Below are 26,359 nucleotides of genomic sequence, written 5' to 3'. Positions count from 1 at the left end.
AAATCACAACTTGTGCTTTACACAACCTTTAGGCTCTATGTTGTTTCAATTAGATGATTTTCTTCGAAGATACAACTAAGGGTTTTCTTACAATATTATAGTTTTCTTAAATTAAATTACAATTGGGTAGTAAAAAGATACACTTGGGTTGGTTTTATTCTGAAATATTATATCGAAATTTCATCTTTGAACTGAATATCAAACCAATAGACTATGAAAGTTTCAGTTATTACTTTTTTATTAGGGGTTTTTCCAAGCCTTATTTTTGCACAGCATATTGTTTCTGGAAAGGTTCTAGACAACAAAGAACAGCCTATAGTTGGGGCAAATATCTATCTTGAAGGTGCTTATGACGGCGGAACTTCTGATGAAAACGGAAATTTTTCTTTCGAAACCGCTGAAACAGGGCTACAAACCTTAGCAGTATCTTACATATCTTTTGAACCTACCAAGCTCAATATGGAGGTTTCAAAAATGAAGAACCTCAAAATTCAATTACAAGAAGATTTAAATTCCTTGGAGACCGTAACCATTTCGGCAGGTTCGTTTTCTGCTGGCGATAACAGTAAAATTTCGGTTTTAAAACCCTTAGATATTGTAACCACGGCAAGTGCGGTGGGCGATTTTGTCGGCGCCCTTCAAACACTACCCGGAACCACTACGGTAGCGGAAGATGGCCGGCTCTTTGTTCGGGGAGGAGATGCCAGTGAAACACAAATTTTTATTGATGGCATCCGTGTTTTTACGCCTTATTCCCCTACCGCCAATAACGTGCCAACGGGCGGTAGATACAGTCCGTTTCTCTTTGACGGAATAACCTTTTCTACCGGGGGATACTCCGCAGAATACGGACAGGCACTTTCTTCAGTTTTACTTTTAAATACCATTGATGAGCCAACTCAAGACAAAACGGATATTGGTATTATGAGTGTTGGCGGGAGCTTAGGACATACCAAAAAGTGGGAACGTAGCTCCTTGAGTGTAAATGCTTCGTATATAAACCTTGCGCCTTATATTGCACTCATCCCCGATAGAAACGATTGGAAAAAACCGTTTGAAACCGCCTCGGGGGAAGCCGTTTTTCGTCAAGAAATTGGAGATGGCCTTTTAAAGGTTTATGGGGCTTTTGATACTTCCAATTTTGAGCTTACCCAAGAAGACATCAACCAACCCGAAGGAACGCGCTTTAAACTTAACAATCAAAATTTTTATACAAACTTGAGCTACAGCGGAAGGTTAAAAATCAATTGGAAAATCTTTGGAGGCGGAAGTTATACCTATGGCAATACGAGGGTAGGAATTGATACCGCTAACATCAAAGACTTGGAAAATTCAGCACATCTAAAATTGAAGCTAAGAAAACGGTTTAGCAATTATTTTAAACTGAGTTTTGGAGTGGAACAATTCCTGACCGATTTCAACGAAAATTACGCCGAACCAAATTTTGCAGTAAAACTTGGTTACCAGAATAATATTACAGCAGCCTTTGCCGAAGCCGATATACTTTTTTCTCGAAACCTAGCCTTAAAACTGGGCGTTCGAGGAGGGTATAGTGCGCTTTTTGACGAGCTGACTATTTCTCCTAGAATTTCCTTTGCCTATAAAACAGGAAAAAAGAGTCAACTTTCTTTGGCCTATGGCGATTTCTTTCAACAACCGGATAAAGATGTATTAAAGTTCACTAATAAACTTCAAGCTCAACATACGCAGCATTATATTCTTAATTATCAATATGCAGCTAATAACAGAATTTTCAGAGCAGAGGCTTACAGAAAGGAATACAATAAACTTGTAACCTATGCCGAAGAATTTCCAGATGTAAACAGTCAATTTTTAAATAATGGTGAAGGTTTCGCGCAGGGAATTGATTTATTTTGGCGTGATAATGAAAGCATTAAAAATGTGGACTATTGGTTAAGTTATTCCTATCTGGATACGGAACGGCAATATAAAAACTACCCCGCTAAGGCAACTCCAAATTTTGCAAACACCCATAACCTTTCAGTCGTGGCGAAGTATTGGATTGAAAATTGGAGAAGCCAGATAGGTTTTAGTTATCAATACGGGAGTGGACGTACTTATACCAACAAGAATGCTCCTGGATTTCTTCAGAATAAAACCAAAAGCTATAACAGCCTTAGTTTAAATTGGGCGTACCTTATTTCGCAGCAAAAAATTCTATACGCTTCCATAAACAACGTACTTGCCATTAAAAATGTAAATGGGTACCAATATGCAAACACACCGAATGCAAATGGAACTTTTGACAGAAGGGCGCTTCGGCCAGCGGCAGATCAGTTCTTTTTTGTAGGCTTTTTCTGGACTATAAGCGACGACGGAAAGGATAACCAGTTAGACAACCTGTAAAGAATGTGGCTGTATTTTGATTGAAATAGATGTAGAAGTACAGTTCAGTCACCAAATTCAACACTTCGGAATAACTGAATTGTTTTAGTACCAGATTTATAGGAAATTTGAATTAAGTTTAATATAAACCATAAATAACCAGAACTATCATGCAGAACGTACTCACTTACCTAAGCTTAATTTTTACAGCAATTGTAATGCAAGCGCAGACCGAAACATTGCCCCAAAGCAATAAAGTTGCAGAACAAACTAAATATGAAAAAGGAATGACCAAAGCCATGCAGCTCTGGCAGAATGACAAATCTTGGGAAGCCGCCAATGTGTTTGAGCGAATTGCCAAGGCAGAACCCGAAAACTGGTTACCGCCGTATTATGTGGCTCAAATAAATATAATTAATAGTTTTACCGAAAAGGACGGTACCAAGTTGAAAGCACAGTTAGATAAAGCCCAAAACTTCATAAATGATGCGAAGGTAATATCTAAAGAAAACCCAGATTTACTGGTTTTACAAGCCCAACTTTACACGGCATGGATTGTTTATGACGGGCAACAATACGGCATGAAATATTCGGCCAAAGCAACTGAGCTTTACGATAAAGCCTTGGCGCTTGCACCAGATAATCCGCATATGATAATGGCCAAAGCCGAATGGAACATGGGTAGCGCAAAATATTTTGGTGGCTCCTTAGATCCATATTGTAAAGAGATTCAACGTGCTTTAGCTGTTTCTGAAAGCTATAAACCAGCGGGTAAATTCTACCCAAGATTCAGTGTAGATCGGGCGAAGCAGGTTCAGGCAGAAAACTGCAAATAATAAGATCACAATAAATTTCTTAACCTTATAATATGAGTGTTCGTGAATTTGTTCACTAAATAAAAATATTTTTAATGCGTGTTTTAAAAGATTTTGGAAAAGCTTTTTTTGTTGGAACCTTGGTGTTTATCATTTTGGCTATTATCCAGTATATAAACGGCTATACCTTTTCCAGCACTAAAGAAATACTTACTATGTTTATGTACAACCAGATATATGCGGTTGTACTGTATATGGTCAATGCGCAATATTTTGGGTTTTTGTTGAAGTGGTTTCCCAACCAAGCTTTTAAACCAAGAAACCTGCTTAAAGGCGCTGTTGGAGGAATTGCGCTTACCATTCTCGCCTTATTTGTTATACGAGCTTTTAACGAAACCATAATAGGAGGTAAAACTTTTTCAGAATTTATAGAAGCTGAAAGATTAGCGTTCTATTATGTTGGGTTTATAATTTCGGTGGTGGTTACCGCTATTTTTTATGCGGCTTATTATTACCGAAACAAACAGGAAACCATCGTAACCGAGCAAAAGATAATTGCGGGTACGGCTTCGGCGAAATTTGATGCATTAAAAAACCAATTAGATCCGCATTTCCTGTTTAACAGCTTGAATGTACTTACCAGTTTAATTGAAGAAAATCCTGAAGCGGCAACGCGATTTACCACTTCACTTTCAAAAGTATATCGGTATGTTTTGGAGCAGAAAAGTAAAGAGCTGGTTACTCTTGAGGAAGAGGTGAATTTTGCTAAACTTTATATGTCGCTTTTGGCCGTTCGGTTTGAGGATAGTATTGTTTTTTCACTTCCTTCACAGTTAATAAATCCACGGGCAAAGGTGGTGCCGTTATCGCTTCAGCTTTTGTTGGAAAACGCGGTAAAACACAACCAGGTAATGCCATCTAAACAGCTTCATATAACCATTTCAGAAGAAAACGGAAATCTAATCGTGACGAATAATTTACAGCCAAAGCAGGTTTTAAAGGAAAGCACAGGCGTTGGTTTACAGAACATTCGAGATAGATATGCGCTTTTAACGAAACGTCCGGTACTTGTAGAAAAAAGTGAAAATAACTTTAGAATAGCAATTCCTATTCTAACCGAAAAAATTGAAGTTATGAATGCCTCTGAGACATTTATTTCAGAAAAAAAATATACGCTTGCTAAAAAGAAGGTAGAGAAACTCAAGTGGTTTTATGTACACTTAACTATTTACGTCATTTTTATCCCGGTACTTATTTATTTAAACTTTCTATCACGTACAGGATTCCCTTGGGCCTTGTTTCCTATTTTCGGCTGGGGTTTTGGAGTTATTGGCCATGCTTCAGAAACGTTTAATTACAATCCCTTCTTCGGAAAAAACTGGGAGGAGCGAAAAATCAGGGAATTGATGGATAAAGATGAATAAAATACAATTCAACCATCTAAAATTACGGTTCAGGAATCAGATTTTTTTATCGAATTGAATATTGGTTACCTTTAATAAACACATACAAAACAAGCAAAATGGAAATAGACAAAGAAGATAATAGATACTTGCGTGCAAAAAAACGAGTGGAACGCATAAAGGGGTTTTACACTAACCTTATGATGTACATTATTTTTATAGCGGCACTTGCTGGCCTAAATTATTATACAAACCAGTTTCGGAACCCTTGGTTTTTATGGGCAGCCTTTGGTTGGGGAATTGGCCTTTTATTTCAAGCAATGAATGTGTTTAATTGGAGTTTTTTTGTTGGGAAAGACTGGGAGGAGCGAAAGATAAAAGAGTTTATGGATGACGATGACGACCGAGAAAACAACAATCATTTTTAAAATGAAGCAGATGGAGACAAAGCGAAGCTTAAAATATTTAAAGGCAAAGAAAAAAGTGGAAGCTCTAAAAAGTTTTTACAGCCACTTGGTGATTTATGTCGTTATTAATGTTGGAGTTATACTAATGGCGGCAAATGTTTTTAACGCTAAAGCGATAGATTTTTCAAATTGGACCAATTACATAACTGCAGCTTTCTGGGGAATAGGTTTGATATGGCATGGCATTTATGTTTTCTTTGTGATGCATGTAAAAAACAATTTTTTAGCGCGCTGGGAGGAAAAGAAAATAAAGCAAGTTTTAGAGAAAGACCAACATTAAAAAATCAATAAAAACTTATCAAAACACAAACAATAAGAATTCCATAAATTAACGAATTGTGGACGCTGAATCAACAAATTTATGAACGTATTAATCATTGAAGACGAAAGACCTTCAGCGCGCTATCTTCAGCGTATGTTGGAAAAGCAGGAAGTTAATGTAAACCAAATGCTTCACAGTGTTGCGGAAGCTGTTTCTTGGTTTCAGAATAATGAGCACCCCGATTTAATTTTTTTGGATATTCAATTGAGTGACGGACTTTCCTTTGAAATTTTTGATCAAGTTGAAGTAAACAGCGCCATTATTTTTACAACGGCTTTTGATGAATATGCGCTTCAAGCTTTTAAGTTAAACAGCATAGACTATTTGTTAAAACCTATTGACGAAGAGGAACTACAAGCTGCCGTTAAAAAATACAGATCGTTTAAACCTACCCCTAAAAATGTGCAGCTCAATTTTGAGGATATTAAAAAAATGCTCGTAAACCCAATAGAACGCGAGTATAAAAAGCGATTTACGACTAAAATAGGGCAACATATAAAAATGATTTCGGTAGATGAAATTGAGTGTTTTTATTCCCAAAATAAGGGAACTTATGCCCATACTACAGAGAATCGTGATTACCTTTTAGATACCACCTTAGAGCAATTGGAACAAGAACTAGCTCCAGAAACCTTTTTTAGGGTGAACCGGAAGTTTTATGTCAATATCAATTTTATAAAAGACATTGTTTCTTATACAAACGCCCGGCTTCAATTGAAAGTTAACACCTATAAAGATGAATCGATAATTGTAGCGCGTGAACGAGTAAAGGATTTTAAACTTTGGTTGGAGTAAGATTTAAGGCCTTAGCTGTAAAATGTAAGTTTAAGGTTCTGCTTTGTTTACTGAGGATAAACTTTTTAAACAATTAATTAATTCTATTATCCTGAAATGATGACGGTAAGAGCTTTGGAATAAATTTCACCAAAAGCGGCAGAAGAACCGTGCCTCCTGGAAGCAAGAAAATTGTTAGCGACGGAATGGTTTTACAGATGTCTAACAGCTGCTCTCTTACTTTTACCTTTTCCTCAGGTTTCAATTCGCGCATGGTTGATTGTCTTAAAAGTAGAATCAGTTCGCTACTTTCTTCCAATTCTTGGGTTAGGCGGTGTTTATTTCGAATTATTAAGAGCTTTACCGTAGCTGAAGATTGCTTGTAAAACTGCTGCATCGGATTTGAATATTCTAAATGAAGAACTTCCTTGGTGTGGTTTTCTGCAAATGTTTTTAGAGCATCAAGGTGTTTCGGCAACTCATCTAAAGTGAAGTTTAAAGTTACTAGTAATTGCTGTAAAAACTGATGTTCGGAATCGTCTAACAGAAGATCTTCCCAAACTACAAGGCAGCACAGGTCTAACATATAATTTTTTTCCAAAGAAAAACTCTCAGGATCCAAATAGTTTAGACTTTCTAGAAAAGTGGCTGCACCTGCCTCGGTTTCATCAATTAAATAGGTTGCTGATGATTCAAAAAGTTCGATTAATAAATGGTCGTACTTGGTTTTATTCCTTTTAGACTTCAAGGTATAAAAACAAGCTGTTAGAACATTTTTTTCCTTTTGAGCATAATATGTTTTGGCAGAATTTGGATCTTTTTGCCATTGCTTATACACTAGCAGGTCTAAAAACAATAGCGAATAGGTAAGTTGCGAAACGGTGTTTTTCTTAAATAAGGAGTTAGGGCCATTTAACCGTGCCGCTAAAATATGCTCCAAGGCATTCGATGGGCTTTGGACAATTGAAAATTTATAAAAGAACCCTGTTTTTCCTCTTTCAATATCCCGGTAAAACGCAAGGATGTCTGTAATCGCTTCGTTGAAATTAGCTTCTGGCTGGTTTTGAAAAAACTGAAAAAGCAGCGCGTGAAACAGGTTAACCTTTGTGAGCTCCTCTGTGGTTAACTCTAAACTCCCCAGCGACTTGTTGGTCATTGTCGTTACCGAAACCCCATAAAGAAAACCGGTTTGCTTTAAACTTTCATAAAAGCTATGTTCATTTTTGAAAATACCAATTAGCTCTTCTTTTTTAAAGAGGTTTAAATATTTTAAGATCCAATCTGATGCCGAAGGATTCATGTTTTTCTATGCTTGTTTTTAAAAGTAAAAAACAAATACGCAGTGCGGCATGTTCTGAACTTTTCTAACCGAATTAAGAACGTAAAATTAAATAATTTAAACCAAAATCAGCTGGTTATTCTGCTAACTGTATTGATTTTATAAATCAAAAAAACTCATGGTTGCCGGCAAATTGTAGCAGATAATTTGATAAACTTCAACTCATTAAAAAACCAATACGCTAATGTTTACGTAAATATCAGTGAGGTTGGTTATCTATCAAGAAGTTGATAGATTTTAAAAACCGGTTTAATATCGGTTTTTTAGAGTTTTTTTGTTAGTTAAAGCGTCTGCCATTGTGGTGGGCGCTTTTTTAAACAAAAAAGCCCAAACATAGGTTTAGGCTTTTAAATACTTTTTTAGTGTAATATTTAGGAGCTTATCGCGCCAAGAATATATAGTTGTGACAGTGTAGGCGTTTCGCTACCTCCCTCGGGTTCTAGGGTAATTCCGAAAGCTTCAGGCACTGGGAAATCCATAAATTTATAAATATCTGTACCAGCTTCACTATCTGCCGAAATTAAACCCATACTCGTTGGGGTTAAAGGCTCCATTTTAAGAGACCAAACCTGGTAAACTTTTCCGCGTGGCGGAGTTGGCAGACCCTTAGTGTCAATATACGCTACGTTTTCACGTTTGTTTAAATATACTTTAGCAAATGCTTCTGGTGCTACGGCTTGGTTTCCCGGTAAGGTGTATACTTGATAATCTTTAGACCGTAATACCTCTAGTACTTTAGTGGTCGCGGCTAATTGATCTTCAGCGGTGTTTTTTTCTTCCTCTAAAACGGAATTCTTTGTAGTGGTAACTTTTAAGGCATTGCTAATGTCATTGTTTTCTTTCAACATCCACATAATACCACCCATAAACAAAATGGCGGCCGCCCAACCCGTAATTGCTGCCCAGTTGAGTTTACGTACCTTTCCATTGTCAGCGTTTTCTACACCTCTAATTTTATTGAGAATATAGGTCCACGTCATTGCCTGTAAGCTTGGCGATACGGTTTCAGCCAAATTCAACAGCGACTTTTCTATTTGCTCTATTTCGCTTTTAAGTTCTGGATAGGTTTCAATTGCATCTTCCACCTCCAATGCCTCATCTGGTGGCAGTGCGCCGCAGACGTACATTTCTAGTTTTCCTGATTCTATAATTTCTTCGGGGGTCATATTTTCTATCCTAATATCATTACCCGTAAATCTTTAATACAGGTTCTGTTTCGTGTTTTTAATGTACCTAAGGGTATTTCTAAGGTTTTTGAAGCCTCAACTTGCGTATAACCTTTAAAATATAAAAGATCAATAATCTTAATGCAGGCCGGATAAAGGGCGTCAATAAACTTCTTGATTCCAATTGCGTTCGTTTTCTTATTTAAACTATCAGAGGAGGACAATATATCTACGAAGTTTGTCGTGCTGAGGTTTTTTCTCGAGTTTTTAAAGGCTTTGGAACGCGTTTTATCAATTGCAGTATTTCGTGCAATATTTAAAAGCCAAGTAAAAAACCGTCCCTTTTTAACAGAATAGCGCTTGGCATTGTTCCAAACTTTAATAAATACGTCCTGCAGTACTTCCTCGGCTATTTTTTCGTCTAAAACGATGCTGTAAACTATTCCGAAGATAGCTTCGCCATACATGGTATATAAACGGGAAAAGGCTTTTTCATCTCCATTTTGCATGGCAATGATGAGATCATCGGGTTGTTCCATTCGCTTTTTTTGAAAGTAAATGTAAGAAATTAATGTACAAGTTTATTGAAATACCTACCTACAATTGGAAGGATAATCATTTTATACCAGAATTAGTCGTGTCCGACTAAGATATAAGGCCGCTGCGCTGAAAGACGTAAGACTTGCTTTTTAATAGATTGAAAACTAGATAAAATTGATTAAACATACTTTTTAATTGATAAATTTTGATGCTAAGTATAATAGCATGCTGTCATTAAATAAAAATATTCTAATTGCCTATTATCTGTGACTCAACAAATTTTCTCACTCTTTTAATCGGACACTAATGTACCAGAATATTTAACTTGTGTTTTTTTAATAACTTTGGCAAATGAAAAAAATTCTTGTCTTTGCAGGCAGCAACAGTACCACGTCAATTAACCATAAACTTGTGCGTTATGCAGCTTCACAAATTAATGGGCATACTGCGGAAGTAATTAAGCTAACAGATTATGGGTTACCATTTTTTAGCGTAGATATGGAGCGCGAAGAAGGCTTTCCCGAAAACCTAAAAGCACTCAATATAAAAATTCAGGAAGCCGATGCCCTTATTGTTTCGGTCAACGAGCACAACGGAAGCATTTCAGCTTTTTTTAAAAACACCTTAGACTGGCTTTCTAGGCTTGACAGAAAGTTTTTATTAGAAAAGAAAGTATTGCTTATGAGTACCTCTACAGGGAAGCGCGGTGGGGCAGGAGCTCTGGAATATATGAATTATATTCTGCCAAAATACGGAGCCAATATTGTTGAAAGTTTTAGTTTCCCTTCCTTTGCACTCAATTTTTCAGAGGATTCGCAAACAATTTCCAACCAAGTATTATTATTGGGCTTTACTGACGTTCTTCAAAACTTTGCACATCAAATAGGACAGGAATGCGTACAGTAAAAAATATTTCTTTTACCTTAACTGAGGATACGAAAAGTCAGTTTCTGTCGTGGGCACAGCAGTTTACAGAAGTTGTATGGCTAGATAGCAACCAGCATGCGCAAAACCATGGAACCTATCAGGCAATTTTGGCGGTTGATGCTTTTACAAGCTTAAAAACTGACTCCCACAGTGCTTTTGACAAGTTAAGAGAGTATCAGGAAACTACTGCAGATTGGATTTTTGGCTACCTTTCCTACGATCTTAAAAACGACCTTGAAAATCTGACTTCTAAAAACTTTGACGGTTTAAATTCTTCTGACTTATATTTCTTTCAGCCCCAAAAAATATTTCTTTTTTCCGAAGGAAGTCTTGAGGTGCATTACCTCAATATGGTTTCAGATGAAATAGAAGAAGATTTAAAAGCAATTTCTGAGATTAGCTACAAGCCCAAAGACACAGTGGTTTCAAAAACGATTGACATTAAAGTTAGAACTTCAAAAGAACGCTACATCCAAAAAGTAAACCGCTTACTAGAGCATATTAAACGCGGCGATATTTATGAGGCCAACCTGTGTAAGGAGTTTTATTCTGAAGCAACGCAGATAGATCCCTTAGCCACTTTTTTTCATCTCAACAAAATTTCAACCCCTCCTTTTTCAGTATTTATGAAATTGGAAGAGCACTATGCACTTTCGGCCTCGCCAGAGCGTTATTTAAGGAAAATTGGCAATAAAATTATCTCGCAGCCCATAAAAGGTACGGCAAAACGCTTGCCCAAAAAGGAGGCTGACATTAAAATGGCTCAACAACTGGCTAAAGATCCTAAAGAGCGTAGTGAAAATATAATGATTGTAGACCTGGTGCGGAATGATCTTTCGCGGTTTGCAATAAAGGGAAGCGTAAAAGTGGAAGAGCTTTGTAAGGTTTATACTTTTGAACAGGTGCATCAAATGATCTCTACTATCTCGTGTGCTGTATCTCCTAACTTTTCTAGCGCTGAGGTGTTGCGAAATACTTTTCCTATGGGCAGCATGACGGGGGCGCCAAAAATTTCAGCAATGCAAATAATTGAAGAAATGGAAGATGCCAAACGCGGACTATACAGTGGGGCGATTGGATACTTTACCCCTTCGGGCGATTTCGATTTTAATGTTGTTATACGTAGTATTTTGTATAACGCTGAAACGGAGTATGTCAGTTTTTCTGTGGGTAGTGCCATTACGGTTAACTCCATTCCCGAAAATGAATATAACGAGTGTCTATTAAAGGCAAAAGCAATGCGACAGGCCTTAAACAAAGATACTGCCGATTAAACCTGAATTGTATTAGTGCTTAAGCTTATAGGTTATATTTATTAGTGTTTAAGCTAATGTTTTATGTTTATTAGTATTTTAACTTATAAATGCATATATTTGATGCTATTATCAATGTTGTGGAATTGATTTGTCCAACTTGAGCCATAGAACTAAATAGTCTATTGTTTCCTGCAAGGTTTCAAAAAAGAGCTTACAAGATAATGCCAAGCCGCATTTGTTAAAGTTGGAGTTAGCAATTTAAATTAAATAACTACACAGCAATTTTTATGTCTGTAAAGTCCTACGTCTTTTATTCTAACGCAAGACTTTAAGAATTATAAATTTCAACCATATAAATAATAGTAGAACCATATATTTGATTAAAACTATTTAAATGAAGTACGTTGTAATTTCTGGAGACATTGTTTCTTCCACCAGTTTAAATAATGAAGACCGCCATTGTGTTGAAGAAAATTTTAAGACGCTGCTTAAAGATCTTAAGCAAAAGTACAATGTGTATGGTCGGGTTTTAAAGGGAGATTATTTAGAGTGTGTTGTTCCAGATGCTTCTGTGGGGCTGCGTGTTGCATTGGCAATTAAGAGTTTTATAAAGTCAACACCCATTGATGCCAGCCAATATACAAAGGCTAACAGTAGAATAAAGCAATTTAAAACGCATGGAATCAGGCTTGCCATTGGTTATGGTACATTAAGTAGGTTTCAACCCGAAGCAGGAATAATTGACGGAGACGCAATTTATTTTTCCGGTCGCGAAATAAGTGGTGAAACTACTTACGACAAAGAGCGTATTGTTATAAAAAATACTTTATTTTTTGCATCGAAAGACGAAGCGTTAAATAAAAATTTTAAACCTTTATTGGCACTATTAGATGTCTTGCTCAGTAAAGCAACTGCAAGACAGTGCGAAGTATTGTACTTAAAACTGCTAAACCACCAAGAAGAAGAAATAGCAAAACAACTTGGCATAGGTCAGTCTGCCGTGAATCAGCATTCAACCAGCGTGGGCTGGAATGCGATAGAGGAAGCTGTTGATTATTTCAAGATGTTAACTTCAAACTAATAATTATGGGCTTGGAAGAACTTTTATTACTTCAGTTTATTGCACATTTATGTTTGGATTATTTTTTCCAAACCAATAAACTTGCCCAACAAAAAAATGCAATTGGCTTTAGGAGTCCGTTTTTGTACTGGCACGCGTTAACGTGTTTTGTATTATCGTGGCTTTTTTCACTACAGTTTAGCTTTTTTTGGGGAGCAGCGGTGATAACAATTACCCATTTTTTAATGGATGGATTTAAACATCATTTAAACAATAGTCGGCTTTTAGGGCGCTATGCCTATTTTATAGATCAAGCTCTGCATATTGTTATCATGACGATTGCGGTAGTACTGTTTAATAAATGGCATGGAATAGCCCCGTCTTTTGATGTTTCGCTCAATTTTAAATACCTATTGATGGTAACAGCCTATTTAGTATGCTTAAAACCTGCAAATATTTTTATAAAAGAAGTCTTTAAATCTACCGAAATACAGGTAAGTAGCGACAACGAAATGCCAAATGCAGGCAAGGTAATCGGCGTTTTAGAACGAATATTAACCCTTACCCTGATTATTGTTTCGCAATATTCGGCAGTAGGCTTTCTTATTGCGGCCAAATCGATTTTACGTTATAAAAGTGACGAAACCTTAAAGAGCGAATACGTATTAATAGGCACCCTGCTAAGCTTTGGAATAGCCGTTATTGCCGGAATTATAATTAACTTGTTTTAAACCTTTTTAAATTGATCCAGAAATTTAAAAAACATATAGCCACAAGCTTTCAGTACCTTATAGATAAAAAGTTACTCATTGCATGTAGCGGTGGGTTAGACAGCGTAGTACTTACTTATTTAATGAAACGCGCTGGGTTTGACATTGGCCTAGCACATTGCAATTTTTCCCTACGTGGAAAAGAAAGCGACGCAGATGAAATGTTTGTTATTGGCTTAGCCAAGCAACTGGATATTGCCGTTTATGCTGAAACTTTTAACACCCATAAATTTGCAGACGAACACAAGGTTTCTACCCAAATGGCAGCGCGAAGTTTGCGCTATAACTGGTTTGAAGAAGTTTTAAAAGACTTTAAGTACGACTACATCTTGACCGCTCACCATCTGGATGACGATTTGGAAACCTTTTTTATAAACCTTTCTCGCGGTACAGGGCTAAACGGTTTAACTGGAATTCCAAAGAAAAATGATAAAATAGTCCGGCCAATGCTGAGTTTCTCTCGGAACGAGCTTTTGCGATATGCCAAAGCAAATAAATTGAAATGGCGGGAGGATAGCACCAACCAAAAAGCTGATTACCTAAGAAATATGATTCGGTTAGAGGTTTTGCCGAAATTCAAGGAAACAAATAAAACGATTTTAAGAAACTTTCAAAAAACCCAAAAAAACCTAAACGCCACTCGACATTTGGTTGATGATTATATGGCCTTAGTATATAAACTTGCGGTTTCTGAAGAACAGGATGCTTACAAAATAAATATTCAAAAACTTAATGAGCTTCCGCATACCAAGGAGTTGCTTTACGAACTTTTGAACGGTTTCGGGTTTACAAACTGGGACGATGTTTCTAACTTACTCCATGCACAGACTGGAAAACAAGTATTTTCAAAAACGCATCAACTTTTAAAAAATCGAGATGATTTGATTCTTTCTGAAGTTAATCAGGAAAATCCAGATGAAACCTATTTAGTTTCCGAAGCGGGAACTTCTTCACCCATACATCTAAAAATAGCACCTTCAGAATTTATTGGGGAAACCGAAAAAAACTTGGTGTACTTAGACGGCGATAAGTTGCGCTTCCCTTTAAAGCTCAGAAAGTGGCGAAACGGTGATACATTTCACCCTTTTGGAATGAAGGGAACTAAAAAGTTAAGTAAGTTTTTTAAGGATGAAAAAATTCCTTTGACCGAAAAGAATAAAATTTGGCTACTTTTAAGCGAAGATAAAATAGTTTGGATAATTGGTTACCGAATGGACGATCGTTTTAAAATTACCCGAAACACGAATAAAATACTGAAAATCGAGCTTACCCCAAAACCCTAATATATGTTGAAACCTTTAAAGCTTACGCTTTTATTTTTGCTTATTGCCAGCTCATTATGGGCACAAGATGAAAACTTTGTACGAGAAAATTACACAAAAACGGAAACCGCGATTACCATGCGGGATGGTGTTAAACTTTTTACGGTAATATACGCTCCAAAAGACACAACTAAAGAGTATCCAATACTGTTTCAACGAACGCCGTATAGTTGCCGGCCTTATGGCGAAGATCAATTTCGTTCTAAAATAGGGCCGAATAAATTTCTGATGAAAGAAGGAAATATCATAGTATATCAAGATGTGCGCGGACGCTGGATGAGTGAAGGGGTTTATGATAACATGCGTGCGTACATTCCCAAGAAAACAAAAAATCAAATTGATGAAGCCAGCGACACCTATGACAGTATTGATTGGTTGATAAAAAACGTTCCGAATAATAACGGAAACGTTGGTACTTGGGGAATCAGCTATCCCGGCTTCTATGCAACGTATTCACTATTAGACGCCCATCCGGCATTAAAAGCAGTTTCGCCCCAAGCACCAATTGGCGATTTCTTTTTTGATGATTTTCATCATAATGGTGCCTATTTGCTGAGCTATTGGTTTGCAACTTCGGTATTTGGCTACGAAAAATCAAAGCCTACAGATAAACCGTGGTACACCTTTCCAGAAATTAACTCCAAAGATCAATACCAGTTCTTTTTAGACGCAGGCCCATTGTCTAATCTTGACAAATACTATAAGGAAGACAATGTTTTTTGGCAGCAATTAAAAGAGCATCCCAATTACGATGAATTTTGGAAATCGCGTGGCATCATCCAACATTTAGATAATATAAAGCCGGCGGTCATGGTAGTTGGTGGTCTGTTTGATGCCGAAGATCTTTACGGGCCGTTTCAAACCTATAAATCTATTGAAGAATCGAGCAAGAATTACAATACGGTAGTTTTTGGTCCATGGAGCCATGGCGATTGGGCAAGAGAGTCAAAAAGACAAGCAGTAGGGAATGTGTTTTTTGGTGACGATATTTCTTTGGATTATCAACGAGATGTAGAAACGAAATTCTTTAATCATTTTCTGAAAAATGGGGGTTCGGCAGAAACCGGACTTCCCGAAGCTTATGTATTTGATACCGGTTTAAAACAATGGAAATCGTTTGACAATTGGCCGCCCCAAAGTACCCATACCAAGACATTCTTTCTTCAGAAGAACCAGCGTTTAGATGATACTCTGGAGAATACTTCCACTTTTGAGGAGTTTATCAGCGACCCTAAAAAACCTGTGCCGTATTCCGAAGATATTAAATTAGTTTTTACGCCTCGAAAATACATGACAGATGACCAGCGTTTTGCAGCTCGCCGTCCAGATGTGTTGGTTTTTGAAACTCCCGTGCTTAAAGAAAATGTAACTATGGCTGGGCCAATACGTGCCAAGCTCAAGGTTGCGACCACTGGAACAGCTGCAGATTGGATTGTAAAAGTTATAGATGTTTTCCCTGATGGTACAGAAAGCACCGAAGAGACCCAGGACCATTTAAAAATGGGTAATTATTATATGATGGTTCGCAGTGAGGTAATGCGCGGTCGTTTTAGAAATAGTTTCAGTAAGCCTGAAGCTTTTGTTCCGAATGAGAAAACTGCGGTTAATATAGAGCTTCAGGATATAAACCACACCTTTAAAAAAGGCCATAAAATCCAGATTCAAGTTCAGAGCACGTGGTTTCCGTTGATTGACATAAACCCACAGACCTTTGTTCCTAATATTTTTAATGCAAAAGTTGAAGACTTTAAAAAGCAAACTCATAAAGTCTATAACGATTCGGCAATTGAATTTACCATTTTAAACAACTGACATGTAGTGACTTAAAACAAAAATCCCGACCAATGGCCGGGGTTTTTTAACAAACCTAACTTAGTAAACTTTAAATTGTACAAATAATATTTTCTATCCCCACAAAAAATATTTTTTTGCACATTATCCACTAATTCTATAGGTCAAAGATAGAGCAGCATTAGAAGTTTCACAATACGTACTTACACGTATATTTATCTGACTAAAATCATTTTGTGTTTTAAACAATAGTAGTAACTTTCCCGTCATGAAAAATCCACAGAAAATAGGAGTGCTCACAAGTGGAGGAGATGCTCCCGGGATGAATGCCGCAATACGGGCGGTAGTGCGTGCATGTGCGTATAATAACCTTGAATCGGTAGGAGTCTATCGCGGATTTCAAGGCTTGATTGAGGGTGATTTTAAACCATTGGATGCGAGAGCGGTAAAAAATATGATCAACAGGGGCGGTACTTTTTTAAAATCGGCTCGCTGTAAGGATTTTTTAACCGCCGAAGGAAGGAAAACAGCTTATAACAACCTTAAAAATGAAAATATTGACGCTTTAGTTGTAATTGGAGGAGATGGAAGTTTTGCTGGTGCCTCTGTTTTTGGTAGGGAATTTAAAATTCCTATTATCGGGATTCCGGGAACCATAGATAATGATATAAACGGAACGGATTACACCATTGGTTATGACACTGCTCTAAACACCGTTGTAGAAGCAATTGATAAAATTCGCGATACGGCAAGTTCACACAACCGACTTTTTCTAGTAGAAGTAATGGGGCGTGATGCTGGTGATATTGCGCTTAACGCAGGAATAGGAGCTGGGGCTGAGGAGATTTTGATACCAGAACAGGACAGAGGTCAAGAACAGCTTTTAGAGTCTTTAAACCGAAGTAAAAAAACTGGAAAAACTTCGAGTATTGTCGTTGTTTCAGAAGGAGACCAAGTAGGTAAAAATATCTTTCAACTGGCGGAGTATATTGAGGAAAACTTGCAGGAATATGAAGTTAGAGTTACTGTTCTTGGCCATATTCAGCGTGGTGGAGCCCCCAGTTGTTACGACCGTGTTCTCGCCAGTAGGTTAGGAGTAGGTGCTATTGATGCGCTATTACGAGGAGAAACAAATGTAATGATGGGAATAATTCATAACCGAGTTATTTCGGTGCCTTTTTCAGAGACTATTAAAGGCGATAATGAAATTGACACCGAATTGATTAAAGTAGCCGATATAATTTCAATTTAAATCTTTTTTAAAAATACTAAAGGTAAAATTGTATGTTGAAATTACTAGGTTTAAAAATAATTAAGGAATAAGAATTTAAACAGTAAAAACGAAAATGGTAAAAATAGGAATTAACGGCTTTGGTCGGGTAGGAAGATTAGCTTTTAGAGAGGCGTTTAATCAAGATAATATTGAAATAGTAGCAATAAATGATTTACTTGAGCTAGACCACTTGGCATATTTGTTAAAATATGATTCTGTGCATGGAAGATTCCCAGGAAACGTTGAAGTTAAAGAAGGTAATCTGTTTGTTAATGGAAAAAAAATAAGGGTTACTTCAGAAAAAAACCCGGAGAAACTAGACTGGAATGCAGTAGATGCCGCAATTATCCTTGAATGTACAGGTGTTTTTAAAGAAACCGATACCGCTTCGGCACATGTTAAGGCTGGCGCAAAAAAAGTAATTATTTCGGCACCTTCAAAAACGGCTCCCATGTTTGTTATGGGCGTAAATCATAAAGACGTAAAAGCAACCGATACTATAATTTCCAATGCTTCCTGTACTACCAACTGTCTTGCTCCAATGGCGAAAATAATCAATGACGCGTACGGTATTTCAGAAGCTTTAATGACTACAGTACATGCCGTTACCACCTCGCAGGCAACTGTAGATCAGCCTTCAAAGAAAAACTTCAGAATTGGAAGAAATGCGCTTAGCAATATAATTCCTTCCACAACGGGAGCGGCTATCGCAGTTACTAAAGTGATTCCTGAGTTGGAAAATAAACTTACCGGAATGGCTTTTCGCGTACCAACTACAGATGTTTCAGTGGTTGACTTAACGCTACGCACCGAAAAAGCAACAACCTATGAAGAAATTAAGGCGCTATTTAAAAATGCTTCGGAAAATGAATATAAAGGAATAGTTAACTATACCGAAGACGAAGTTGTTTCGCAAGACTTTATTTCCGATCCGCACAGTTGTACTTTTGATGCAAACGCGGGAATTGCGCTTAACGATAATTTCTTTAAGCTAATAGGCTGGTACGACAATGAATATGGCTACGCTACAAAAATGATTGACCTGGCCGCTCACGTTGCAACCTTATAAATTATGACCTTAATAACCGACAGCGGTTCTACAAAATGCGACTGGGTATTGCTTGACGCAGCAGGGAATGTTGTGCTAAAAACAAAGACTAAAGGCTTAAACCCAGCCATTATTGATGCGGAGGAGTTACACGCCCTTATTTCTGAAAACCTTGAGCTAGTTGCTATTTCAAATAAAGTTGAAGTTTTGGATTTTTATGGGGCCGGATGTGGTACTTCAATTCCGTGCAAAGATTTAAAAGGGGTTCTTACTGCAATATTTCCCAATGCAAAAATAATGGTTCAGGAAGATTTGGCTGCTGCAGTTTTTGCCGCAACCACTGAGCCTGGCATTGTATGCATTTTGGGTACGGGAAGCAATAGTTGCTATTTTGATGGCGAGGAAATACATGCACCAATAGCATCTTTAGGTTATGCGCTTATGGATGAGGCAAGCGGAAACTATTTTGGAAAACGTCTGATCAGAGATTACTATTACAAGAGAATGCCTGCTGAAATTGCTTCAGAATTTGAAAAAAGCTTCAACCTAGACGCAGATGAAATAAAGAAAAACCTCTATAAAACACCCAATCCCAACGCCTATTTAGCCTCATTTGCCCAATTCATTTTTGCCAACCATAAAATAACACCCTATTTTCATAACCTGATTAAGGAAGGTATTGAAGCTTTTATTACATGTAGAGTACTCACGTTTAAAGAAGCACATCGGGTTCCAATTCATTTTATAGGTTCAATAGCGCATTTTTCTCAAGAAATTATCAAGGAAAGTCTTCATGAGCACAATCTAAGTTTAGGTAATATTGTGCAACGCCCTATTGACGGATTAATTGGGTATTACAAAAATAAAATTACAGAGTAACATGTCTTTACCTACTATAAACCCTACTAAAACTGAAGCCTGGAAGGCATTGGAAAAGCATTTTGAAACCATGCGAACTATCGAAATGCAGGATGCTTTTTCCAAAGATCCAGAACGTGCTTCTCGTTTTTCCATAGCGTGGAAGGATTTCTATTTGGATTATTCTAAAAATAGAATTGATGAAACTACCATGAGTTTGCTATTAAACCTTGCTGAAGAAGTAAAGTTAAAGCAGGCTATTGAAGCGCAATTTAAAGGAGCTAAAATCAATAAAACCGAAGATCGCGCCGTACTACACTCAGCCTTGCGTGATTTTAATAATATGAAGCCGGAGGTAAAGGCAACCTTGGAGAAAATGAAACTTTTTTCTAATGAAATTAACAGTGGTGCCCATAAAGGCTTTACCGGTAAACCTATTACCGATGTGGTTAACATTGGCATAGGCGGTAGTCACTTGGGGCCAGACATGATTGTTGAGGCGCTTCAGCATTATGGCAACCACCTTAAAATTCACTTTGTAGCAAATGTAGATGGAGATCATGCTGCAGAAACCTTGAATATGTTAAACCCTGAAACTACTTTATTTATAGTTGTTTCTAAAAGTTTTACTACGCAGGAAACCCTTGCCAATGCCGAACTTATAAAAAAATGGTTCCTAAAAATAGCTTCTGAAAAAGATGTACCAAAACACTTTGTAGCGGTATCGGCAAATGAAACTGGTGCAAAACAGTTTGGGATTTTAGAAAATAATATTTTCCCTATGAACGATTGGGTAGGGGGCAGATTTTCTTTGTGGAGTGCTGTTGGACTTTCTATTTGCTGTTCTTTGGGGTATAACAACTTTGAAGAACTTTTAAGGGGTGCTTTTGAAATGGATACCCATTTCCAGAGTGAAGATTTTGAAAACAACATGCCCATTGTGCTTGCTTTGCTATCAATATGGTACAACAACTTTTTTAAAGCAGAAAGTGAAGCGGTTATACCGTATTCCCAATACCTTAATAAGCTAGTTCCCTATTTGCAGCAAGCGGTAATGGAGAGCAACGGAAAGCACATAGACCGAAATGGGGACGCAGTAGATTACCAAACGGGAACCATTGTTTGGGGGAATGTAGGGAGTAACTCGCAACATGCTTTTTTCCAATTGCTGCATCAAGGCACAAAAATGATTCCCACCGATTTTATCGGCTTTAGCGAATCTTTGCATGGAAATACTGAAAATCATGCTATTTTAATGGCTAATTTCTTTGCGCAAACCGAAGCTTTATGGGAAGGAACATTCGATAAATCGGTTGAGAGTCCATATAAAAAATTTGATGGCGGTAAACCTACTAATTCGCTTTTAATAAATAAGTTAACACCTAAAAACTTAGGTAGCCTCATAGCGCTTTATGAACACAAACTCTTTGTGCAGGGCATTGTTTGGAATATTTTTAGCTATGATCAATGGGGCGTAGAACTTGGGAAAGTTGTAGCAAAAGGAACTTTAAGTGCCATTAAGGAACAAAATTCCTCCTTATCTGAAAACCCTTCAACAAAAGCCTTGTTAGAGAAGTTCTTTGCTAAAAACCAGGTTTCAAAATAGTCTTTATTGCAAATCATTAGTGTCCGATTAAAAGAGTGAGAAAATCTGTTGAGTCAAAGATAATAGGCAATAAGAATGTTTTTATTTAATGACAGCATGCTATTATACTTAGCATCAAAATTTATCGATTAAAAAGTATGTTTAATCAATTTTATCTAGTTTTCAATCTATTAAAAAGCAAGTCTTACGTCTTATGTCTTTCAGCGCAGCGGTCTTATATCTTAGTCGGACACGACTAATTGCAAATCAACTTTTTGTTTCATAAGAAGAAAAGTAGTCTGCAATCTTAAGTTTTACTAATCTCAGCTGCCTGAGCGGTATTTCTTGATTCATCAGAAATACAAAGGATTTTTTAATAGCTTTCAACAACAAATTTTCAATAAACGATTTTCTAAACACTAAACCACAGACATTTTTAGTATCTTACAACTGTAAACTCCCCGTTTATAGCTATTTATTATGCTTACAAAAGTCTATGGAAGTGCCGTTTTTGGGGTGGAAGCAACTACAATTGCGGTAGAAGTAAATGTTGATAAAGGAGTGGGGTACCATTTGGTAGGCCTGCCAGACAACGCTATTCGGGAAAGTAATTATAGAATTGCAGCCGCACTACAAAATAACGGCTATAGAATTCCTGGTAAAAAACTAATCCTTAATATGTCTCCGGCCGATCTTCGCAAGGAAGGTTCGGCTTATGATCTTACCCTGGCAATGGGCATTCTGGTGGCTACAGAACAAATTAAGGAGAAGAATCCACTATCGGAATTTATTATTATGGGTGAGCTGTCTTTAGATGGAAAGCTTCAGCCTATTCGGGGCGCTTTGCCTATTTCACTTAGAGCGAAGGAAGAGGGCTTTAAAGGGTTTATACTTCCAAAACAGAACGCGAAAGAGGCGGCTATTGTTGAGGGCATAAGTGTTTTTGGAATTGAAAACATAAAAGAGGTTATCGATTTTTTTAATGAAGGCATCCCGCTGGAAAAAACCGAAGTTGATATAGAAGCTGAGTTTTACAATCATTTAGAACACCCCGAATTCGATTTTGCCGATGTAAAAGGCCAAGAATCCATAAAACGATGCATGGAAATTGCTGCGGCAGGAGGGCATAATATTATTTTAATAGGTCCGCCAGGCTCTGGAAAAACAATGCTAGCCAAACGCCTACCGAGTATTCTGCCACCAATGACCTTGCAGGAAAGTTTGGAAACTACAAAAATACACAGTGTAGCAGGCCGAACGTTAGAAAAGGCTGGGGTAATGACTTCAAGACCGTTTAGAAGCCCACATCACACAATTTCTGATGTTGCTCTTGTAGGTGGGGGGCAATATCCGCAGCCTGGTGAAATTTCCTTGGCGCATAATGGCGTTCTGTTTTTAGATGAACTACCCGAATTTAAACGAGGTGTTTTAGAAGTAATGCGACAACCCTTGGAAGATCGTGATGTTACAATTTCCAGAGCAAAATTTACTGTGACCTATCCCTCTAGCTTTATGTTGGTTGCAAGTATGAACCCAAGTCCCGGTGGGTATTTTAATGATCCCGATGCTCCGGTTATGTCTTCTCCAGCAGAAATGCAACGCTATTTAAGCAAGATCTCAGGTCCGCTTTTAGACAGAATTGATATTCATATTGAGGTAACGCCAGTTCCTTTTGAGAAGTTGAGCGATGAGCGCAGGGGCGAATCGAGTATTGTTATTCGCGAACGGGTTACCAATGCCAGAAAATTGCAGTCCGCGCGCTTTTCAGATATAGATAATGTACATTATAACGCGCAGATGGGAGTAAAACAAATTCGCCAATTCTGTAAGCTAGACGAAGCTTCGCTTGAACTTCTAAAAACCGCCATGGAACGTTTAAATCTTTCGGCAAGAGCTTATGATAGAATCTTAAAAGTAGCCAGAACCATTGCCGATTTAGAGGCTACGGAAAAGATTAACGGCAACCATATTTCTGAAGCTATCCAGTACAGAAGCTTAGACCGGGATGGCTGGTTTGGATAAAAGATTAAAGCCTTAATCGTTAAACCGAGCAATAGCCAAATAGAAACACTATAAGCGTCAAAATATTATATTCTCACCTCAATAGTAAGCAGGTTCATTTAACTTTAATTTAAGAGTTTAAAATACATCACGTTGTATCTTTAGAAATTTACTAAAAATCAACACATTATGTTTAAACATTCTCTTAAAATAAGCTTCATTGCCTTGGCTTCTGTTGCGCTATTCGCTATTTCTTGTAAAAACGAAAAGTTACCTGCTACGGATGACAGTGCGAAACTCTCTGTTCCTTTTGAAAAATATGAACTGGAAAACGGTCTGGAGGTCATTCTTCATCAAGATAAAAGCGACCCTATAGTTTCCCTTGCAATTCAATATGGCGTAGGTTCCAATCGTGAAAAAAAGGGACGTACCGGTTTTGCCCATTTGTTTGAGCATATGCTCTTTCAGGAATCTGAAAACGTACCCCAAGATCAATTTTTTAAAACCATACAAGATGCCGGAGGTACTTTAAATGGCGGTACATGGAAAGATGGAACCATTTATTACGAAGTAGTTCCGAAAAACGCTATGGAAACCGTAATGTGGTTAGAAAGTGACCGAATGGGGTTTTTGATAAATACCGTAACCGAAACGGCTTTTGAAAACCAACAAGAGGTTGTACAGAATGAAAAACGTCAACGTGTTGATAACAATCCCTATGGCCATACAAACTGGGTAATTGACAAAAACATCTACCCAGAAGGACATCCGTACAATTGGCAGGTTATAGGCGAACTGGAAGATCTTCAGAATGCTACCGTGGAAGATGTAAAGGAGTTTTATGACCGCTTCTATGGGCCTAACAACGCTACTTTGGTTTTGGCTGGAGACTTTAAAACTTCAGAAGCAAAGGAAATGATTGAGAAATATTTTGGTGAAATAAAGCGGCGTCAAGAGGTGCCACCTTTAAAACCGCAACCCGTAACTATTTCAGAAACGAAAAGACTTTACCACGAAGACAACTTTGCCACCGCTCCGCAATTGAATATGGTTTGGCCTACTTTGGAACAATATACAGACGATGCCTATGCCTTAGATTTTTTAGGTCAAATTCTTTCCGATGGAAAAAAAGCACCATTATATAAGGTCCTGGTTAAAGAAAAAGATTTAACCTCAAGAACAACTGCATATAATAACGCTAGCGAGTTGGCTGGTAGTTTTAAAATCGTCATCACTGCAAATAATGGGGTAGATTTAGACGCTGTAGAGCAGGGAATCTCAGAAGCCTTTGCGTTGTTTGAAAAAGAAGGCGTTACCAATCGTGATATTGAGCGTATAAAAGCAGGATTGGAAACTCAGTTTTATAACGGAATAAGCAGTGTGTTGGGAAAATCATTTCAGCTTGCACGTTATAACGTCTTTACCGGAGATCCCGGATTTATTACCACAGACATTGAAAATATTAAAAAAGTTACAAAAGAAGATGTTCTTCGGGTTTATAATGAATATATCAAGGACAAGCCTTACGTAATGACTAGTTTCGTGCCAAAAGGAAAACTTGATCTTATTGCAGAAAACTCAGAAAAAGCTAATGTTGTTGAGGAGGAAATTGAGGAAAATGTAACCAAAGAGATAGAAGAGGCAGATACCGAGGTGGTAAAAACGCCTTCTAATTTTGACCGGTCTACGCCGCCAGCCCAAGGCGCGGCTCCCGAACTGAGTATTCCTGAAACGTGGAACGCAAACTTGGACAACGGTTTAGCGGTTTCTGGAATTGAGCAAAATGAAATTCCAACCGTAAGTTTTAGCTTGGTTATTGAAGGAGGCCATTTGCTAGATGATATGGAAAAAAATGGTGTTGCAAATTTAATGAGCGATATCTTAATGGAAGGTACCGCAAACAAAACACCTGAAGAACTGGAAGAAGCGATTGATCTTTTGGGAGCAAGTATAAATATGTACACCTCGAATGAATCTATAGTAATTCGCGGTAATACATTAACCCGGAATTTTGATAAAACAGTAGATTTGGTTACCGAAATTCTTCTTGAGCCCCGCTGGGATGAGGCCGAACTAGACCGCATTAAAACCAAGACTATTAATCAGATTGAACGTTCTGATGCAAACCCCAATACCGTAGCGCGTCGTGTTTACAACAAATTGCTTTACGGCGAAGACCATATTTTCAGCTATCCCATCTCAGGAACCGTGGAATCTGTAAAGGCTATCACGATGGATGATTTAAAATCGTACTACAAGGCTAATTTTTCGCCATCGGTAAGTGCGTTTCAGGTGGTTGGTAAAATTGATAAGGCTACCGTTCTTAAGCATTTAAACGGTCTTGAACAGCGGTGGGAAGCTAAGGATGTAACAATTCCAGAATTCCCTGCAACGAATACGCGAGATAAAGCTTCGTTGTATTTTGTAGATATACCAAATGCTAAACAATCTGTAATTAACATCGGTTATATTGCTATGCCGAGAACCGATGCAGATTTTTATCCAGCAACAGTGATGAATTATAAGCTGGGCGGCTCTTTCTCTGGAAATGTTAATTTGATTCTTCGTGAAGAAAAAGGCTATACCTATGGTGCTAGAACGTATTTTAGCGGTAGTAAAACCCCTGGGACTTTTACAGCTTCTTCAAGTGTGAGAACAAATACTACTGGGGAGTCCGTTGAAATATTTAGAGATGAAATTTCAAAATATAAAGAAGGAATTTCTTCAGAAGATCTTGAATTTACTAAAAATGCACTTATAAAATCGAATGCACGTCGTTTTGAAACGCAGCGCTCGCTTTTAGGGATGTTACAAGAAGTAAACAAATATAACTTACCTGCCGATTATATTGAAAACGAGGAAACCCTTGTTAGAAATATGACTTTAGAAGAACACAAATCCCTTGCTAATAAATATTTAGATGCTTCAAAAATGGCTTATCTGGTTGTTGGAGATGCAGCTACACAATTCCAGCAGTTTAAAAACATGGGCTTTGATGAAGTTAAGCTTCTAGATAAAGACGGAGAAGAAGTAAGACTAGAAGATGTGAAGTTGTAATACGCATATTCTAAATAAATTAACTACGAATACACGAAAATGCTACAAGACCTGAAGGCTTTGTAGACTAATGTTTTTCGTGTATTTGTGGTTTTATACCAATAGCGTCCTAAACGTTCATAAGGTAACCATTGAAAGCCTTTGTTTAATGGGGCTTAGAGATAATATGAAGCTTAGGGGTCTGTAATTGAGAATTCCTGTTTTTTGGCCTATCGAAAATTTATCGTAAAATTTGAAGT

General features: G+C 37.5%; 21 protein-coding genes. 18 read left to right on the top strand and 3 right to left on the bottom strand.

Annotation, left to right across the window (positions count from 1 at the left end):
• Positions 1-213: 213 nt before the first annotated feature.
• The 6 genes from QPK98_RS14610 to QPK98_RS14585 all read left to right on the top strand — a co-directional run bounded on the left by QPK98_RS14610 (position 214) and on the right by QPK98_RS14585 (position 6,148).
• Complete coding sequence (locus QPK98_RS14610) at positions 214-2,367, top strand: TonB-dependent receptor (protein ID WP_310994209.1); 2,154 nt, start codon at positions 214-216, stop codon at positions 2,365-2,367.
• Between the two features lie 149 nt (positions 2,368-2,516).
• The gene (locus QPK98_RS14605) at positions 2,517-3,182 is read left to right on the top strand and encodes a hypothetical protein (RefSeq protein ID WP_310994208.1); all 666 of its coding nucleotides are present in this window, start codon (positions 2,517-2,519) and stop codon (positions 3,180-3,182) included.
• Positions 3,183-3,256: 74 nt separating this feature from the next.
• A complete protein-coding gene (locus QPK98_RS14600; RefSeq protein ID WP_310994207.1) occupies positions 3,257-4,585 on the top strand; it encodes a 2TM domain-containing protein in 1,329 nt (442 codons plus the stop codon).
• 98 nt (positions 4,586-4,683) lie between these two features.
• On the top strand, positions 4,684-4,992 hold the full coding sequence (locus tag QPK98_RS14595) for a 2TM domain-containing protein (RefSeq protein WP_310994206.1): 309 nt from the start codon (positions 4,684-4,686) through the stop codon (positions 4,990-4,992).
• Between the two features lie 10 nt (positions 4,993-5,002).
• Entirely contained in the window at positions 5,003-5,311 is a 309-nt protein-coding gene (locus QPK98_RS14590; RefSeq protein WP_310994205.1) for a 2TM domain-containing protein, read from the top strand.
• A gap of 81 nt (positions 5,312-5,392) precedes the next feature.
• On the top strand, positions 5,393-6,148 hold the full coding sequence (locus QPK98_RS14585; RefSeq protein WP_310994204.1) for a LytR/AlgR family response regulator transcription factor: 756 nt from the start codon (positions 5,393-5,395) through the stop codon (positions 6,146-6,148).
• 73 nt (positions 6,149-6,221) lie between these two features.
• Here the strand turns inward: QPK98_RS14585 and QPK98_RS14580 are convergent, their stop codons facing one another.
• From QPK98_RS14580 to QPK98_RS14570, 3 genes are all read right to left on the bottom strand, one after another.
• Positions 6,222-7,427 (bottom strand): LETM1-related biofilm-associated protein, encoded by a 1,206-nt coding sequence (locus QPK98_RS14580; RefSeq protein WP_310994203.1) that lies wholly within the window; start codon positions 7,425-7,427, stop codon positions 6,222-6,224.
• Between the two features lie 410 nt (positions 7,428-7,837).
• A complete protein-coding gene (locus QPK98_RS14575; protein WP_310994202.1) occupies positions 7,838-8,632 on the bottom strand; it encodes an anti-sigma factor in 795 nt (264 codons plus the stop codon).
• Positions 8,633-8,637: 5 nt separating this feature from the next.
• Positions 8,638-9,171 (bottom strand): RNA polymerase sigma factor, encoded by a 534-nt coding sequence (locus QPK98_RS14570; protein ID WP_310994201.1) that lies wholly within the window; start codon positions 9,169-9,171, stop codon positions 8,638-8,640.
• 352 nt (positions 9,172-9,523) lie between these two features.
• On the opposite strand from QPK98_RS14570, the gene QPK98_RS14565 reads away from it, so the two are divergent.
• The 12 genes from QPK98_RS14565 to QPK98_RS14510 all read left to right on the top strand — a co-directional run bounded on the left by QPK98_RS14565 (position 9,524) and on the right by QPK98_RS14510 (position 26,120).
• Positions 9,524-10,078 carry an NADPH-dependent FMN reductase gene (locus tag QPK98_RS14565; protein ID WP_310994200.1) on the top strand — a complete coding sequence of 185 codons (555 nt, stop codon included), beginning with the start codon at positions 9,524-9,526 and terminating at the stop codon, positions 10,076-10,078.
• A complete protein-coding gene (locus QPK98_RS14560) occupies positions 10,066-11,373 on the top strand; it encodes an anthranilate synthase component I family protein (protein ID WP_310994199.1) in 1,308 nt (435 codons plus the stop codon). The genes QPK98_RS14565 and QPK98_RS14560 overlap by 13 nt, the downstream gene beginning before the upstream one ends.
• A 376-nt stretch (positions 11,374-11,749) precedes the next feature.
• The gene (locus QPK98_RS14555) at positions 11,750-12,436 is read left to right on the top strand and encodes a fumarate hydratase (RefSeq protein ID WP_310994198.1); all 687 of its coding nucleotides are present in this window, start codon (positions 11,750-11,752) and stop codon (positions 12,434-12,436) included.
• A 5-nt stretch (positions 12,437-12,441) separates the two neighbouring features.
• Positions 12,442-13,146: a DUF3307 domain-containing protein gene (locus QPK98_RS14550; RefSeq protein ID WP_310994197.1), complete on the top strand. Its 705-nt coding sequence runs from the start codon at positions 12,442-12,444 to the stop codon at positions 13,144-13,146.
• 11 nt (positions 13,147-13,157) lie between these two features.
• On the top strand, positions 13,158-14,468 hold the full coding sequence (gene tilS, locus QPK98_RS14545) for a tRNA lysidine(34) synthetase TilS (protein ID WP_310994196.1): 1,311 nt from the start codon (positions 13,158-13,160) through the stop codon (positions 14,466-14,468).
• A 3-nt stretch (positions 14,469-14,471) separates the two neighbouring features.
• Positions 14,472-16,319 (top strand): CocE/NonD family hydrolase, encoded by a 1,848-nt coding sequence (locus QPK98_RS14540; RefSeq protein WP_310994195.1) that lies wholly within the window; start codon positions 14,472-14,474, stop codon positions 16,317-16,319.
• Positions 16,320-16,566: 247 nt separating this feature from the next.
• Complete coding sequence (gene pfkA / locus QPK98_RS14535) at positions 16,567-17,550, top strand: 6-phosphofructokinase (protein WP_310994194.1); 984 nt, start codon at positions 16,567-16,569, stop codon at positions 17,548-17,550.
• 94 nt (positions 17,551-17,644) lie between these two features.
• Complete coding sequence (gap, locus tag QPK98_RS14530; protein WP_310994193.1) at positions 17,645-18,640, top strand: type I glyceraldehyde-3-phosphate dehydrogenase; 996 nt, start codon at positions 17,645-17,647, stop codon at positions 18,638-18,640.
• A gap of 3 nt (positions 18,641-18,643) precedes the next feature.
• Complete coding sequence (locus tag QPK98_RS14525; RefSeq protein ID WP_310994192.1) at positions 18,644-19,498, top strand: N-acetylglucosamine kinase; 855 nt, start codon at positions 18,644-18,646, stop codon at positions 19,496-19,498.
• A gap of 1 nt (position 19,499) precedes the next feature.
• Positions 19,500-21,083 carry a glucose-6-phosphate isomerase gene (gene pgi / locus QPK98_RS14520; RefSeq protein WP_310994191.1) on the top strand — a complete coding sequence of 528 codons (1,584 nt, stop codon included), beginning with the start codon at positions 19,500-19,502 and terminating at the stop codon, positions 21,081-21,083.
• A gap of 459 nt (positions 21,084-21,542) precedes the next feature.
• Positions 21,543-23,084: a YifB family Mg chelatase-like AAA ATPase gene (locus QPK98_RS14515; protein ID WP_310994190.1), complete on the top strand. Its 1,542-nt coding sequence runs from the start codon at positions 21,543-21,545 to the stop codon at positions 23,082-23,084.
• A 168-nt stretch (positions 23,085-23,252) separates the two neighbouring features.
• The gene (locus QPK98_RS14510; protein WP_310994189.1) at positions 23,253-26,120 is read left to right on the top strand and encodes a M16 family metallopeptidase; all 2,868 of its coding nucleotides are present in this window, start codon (positions 23,253-23,255) and stop codon (positions 26,118-26,120) included.
• Positions 26,121-26,359: the final 239 nt, after the last annotated feature.

Origin of the sequence: Aequorivita marina (assembly GCF_031631895.2) — a bacterium.
Classification (GTDB): domain Bacteria; phylum Bacteroidota; class Bacteroidia; order Flavobacteriales; family Flavobacteriaceae; genus Aequorivita; species Aequorivita marina.
This window is presented reverse-complemented; position numbering and strand designations above follow the sequence as displayed.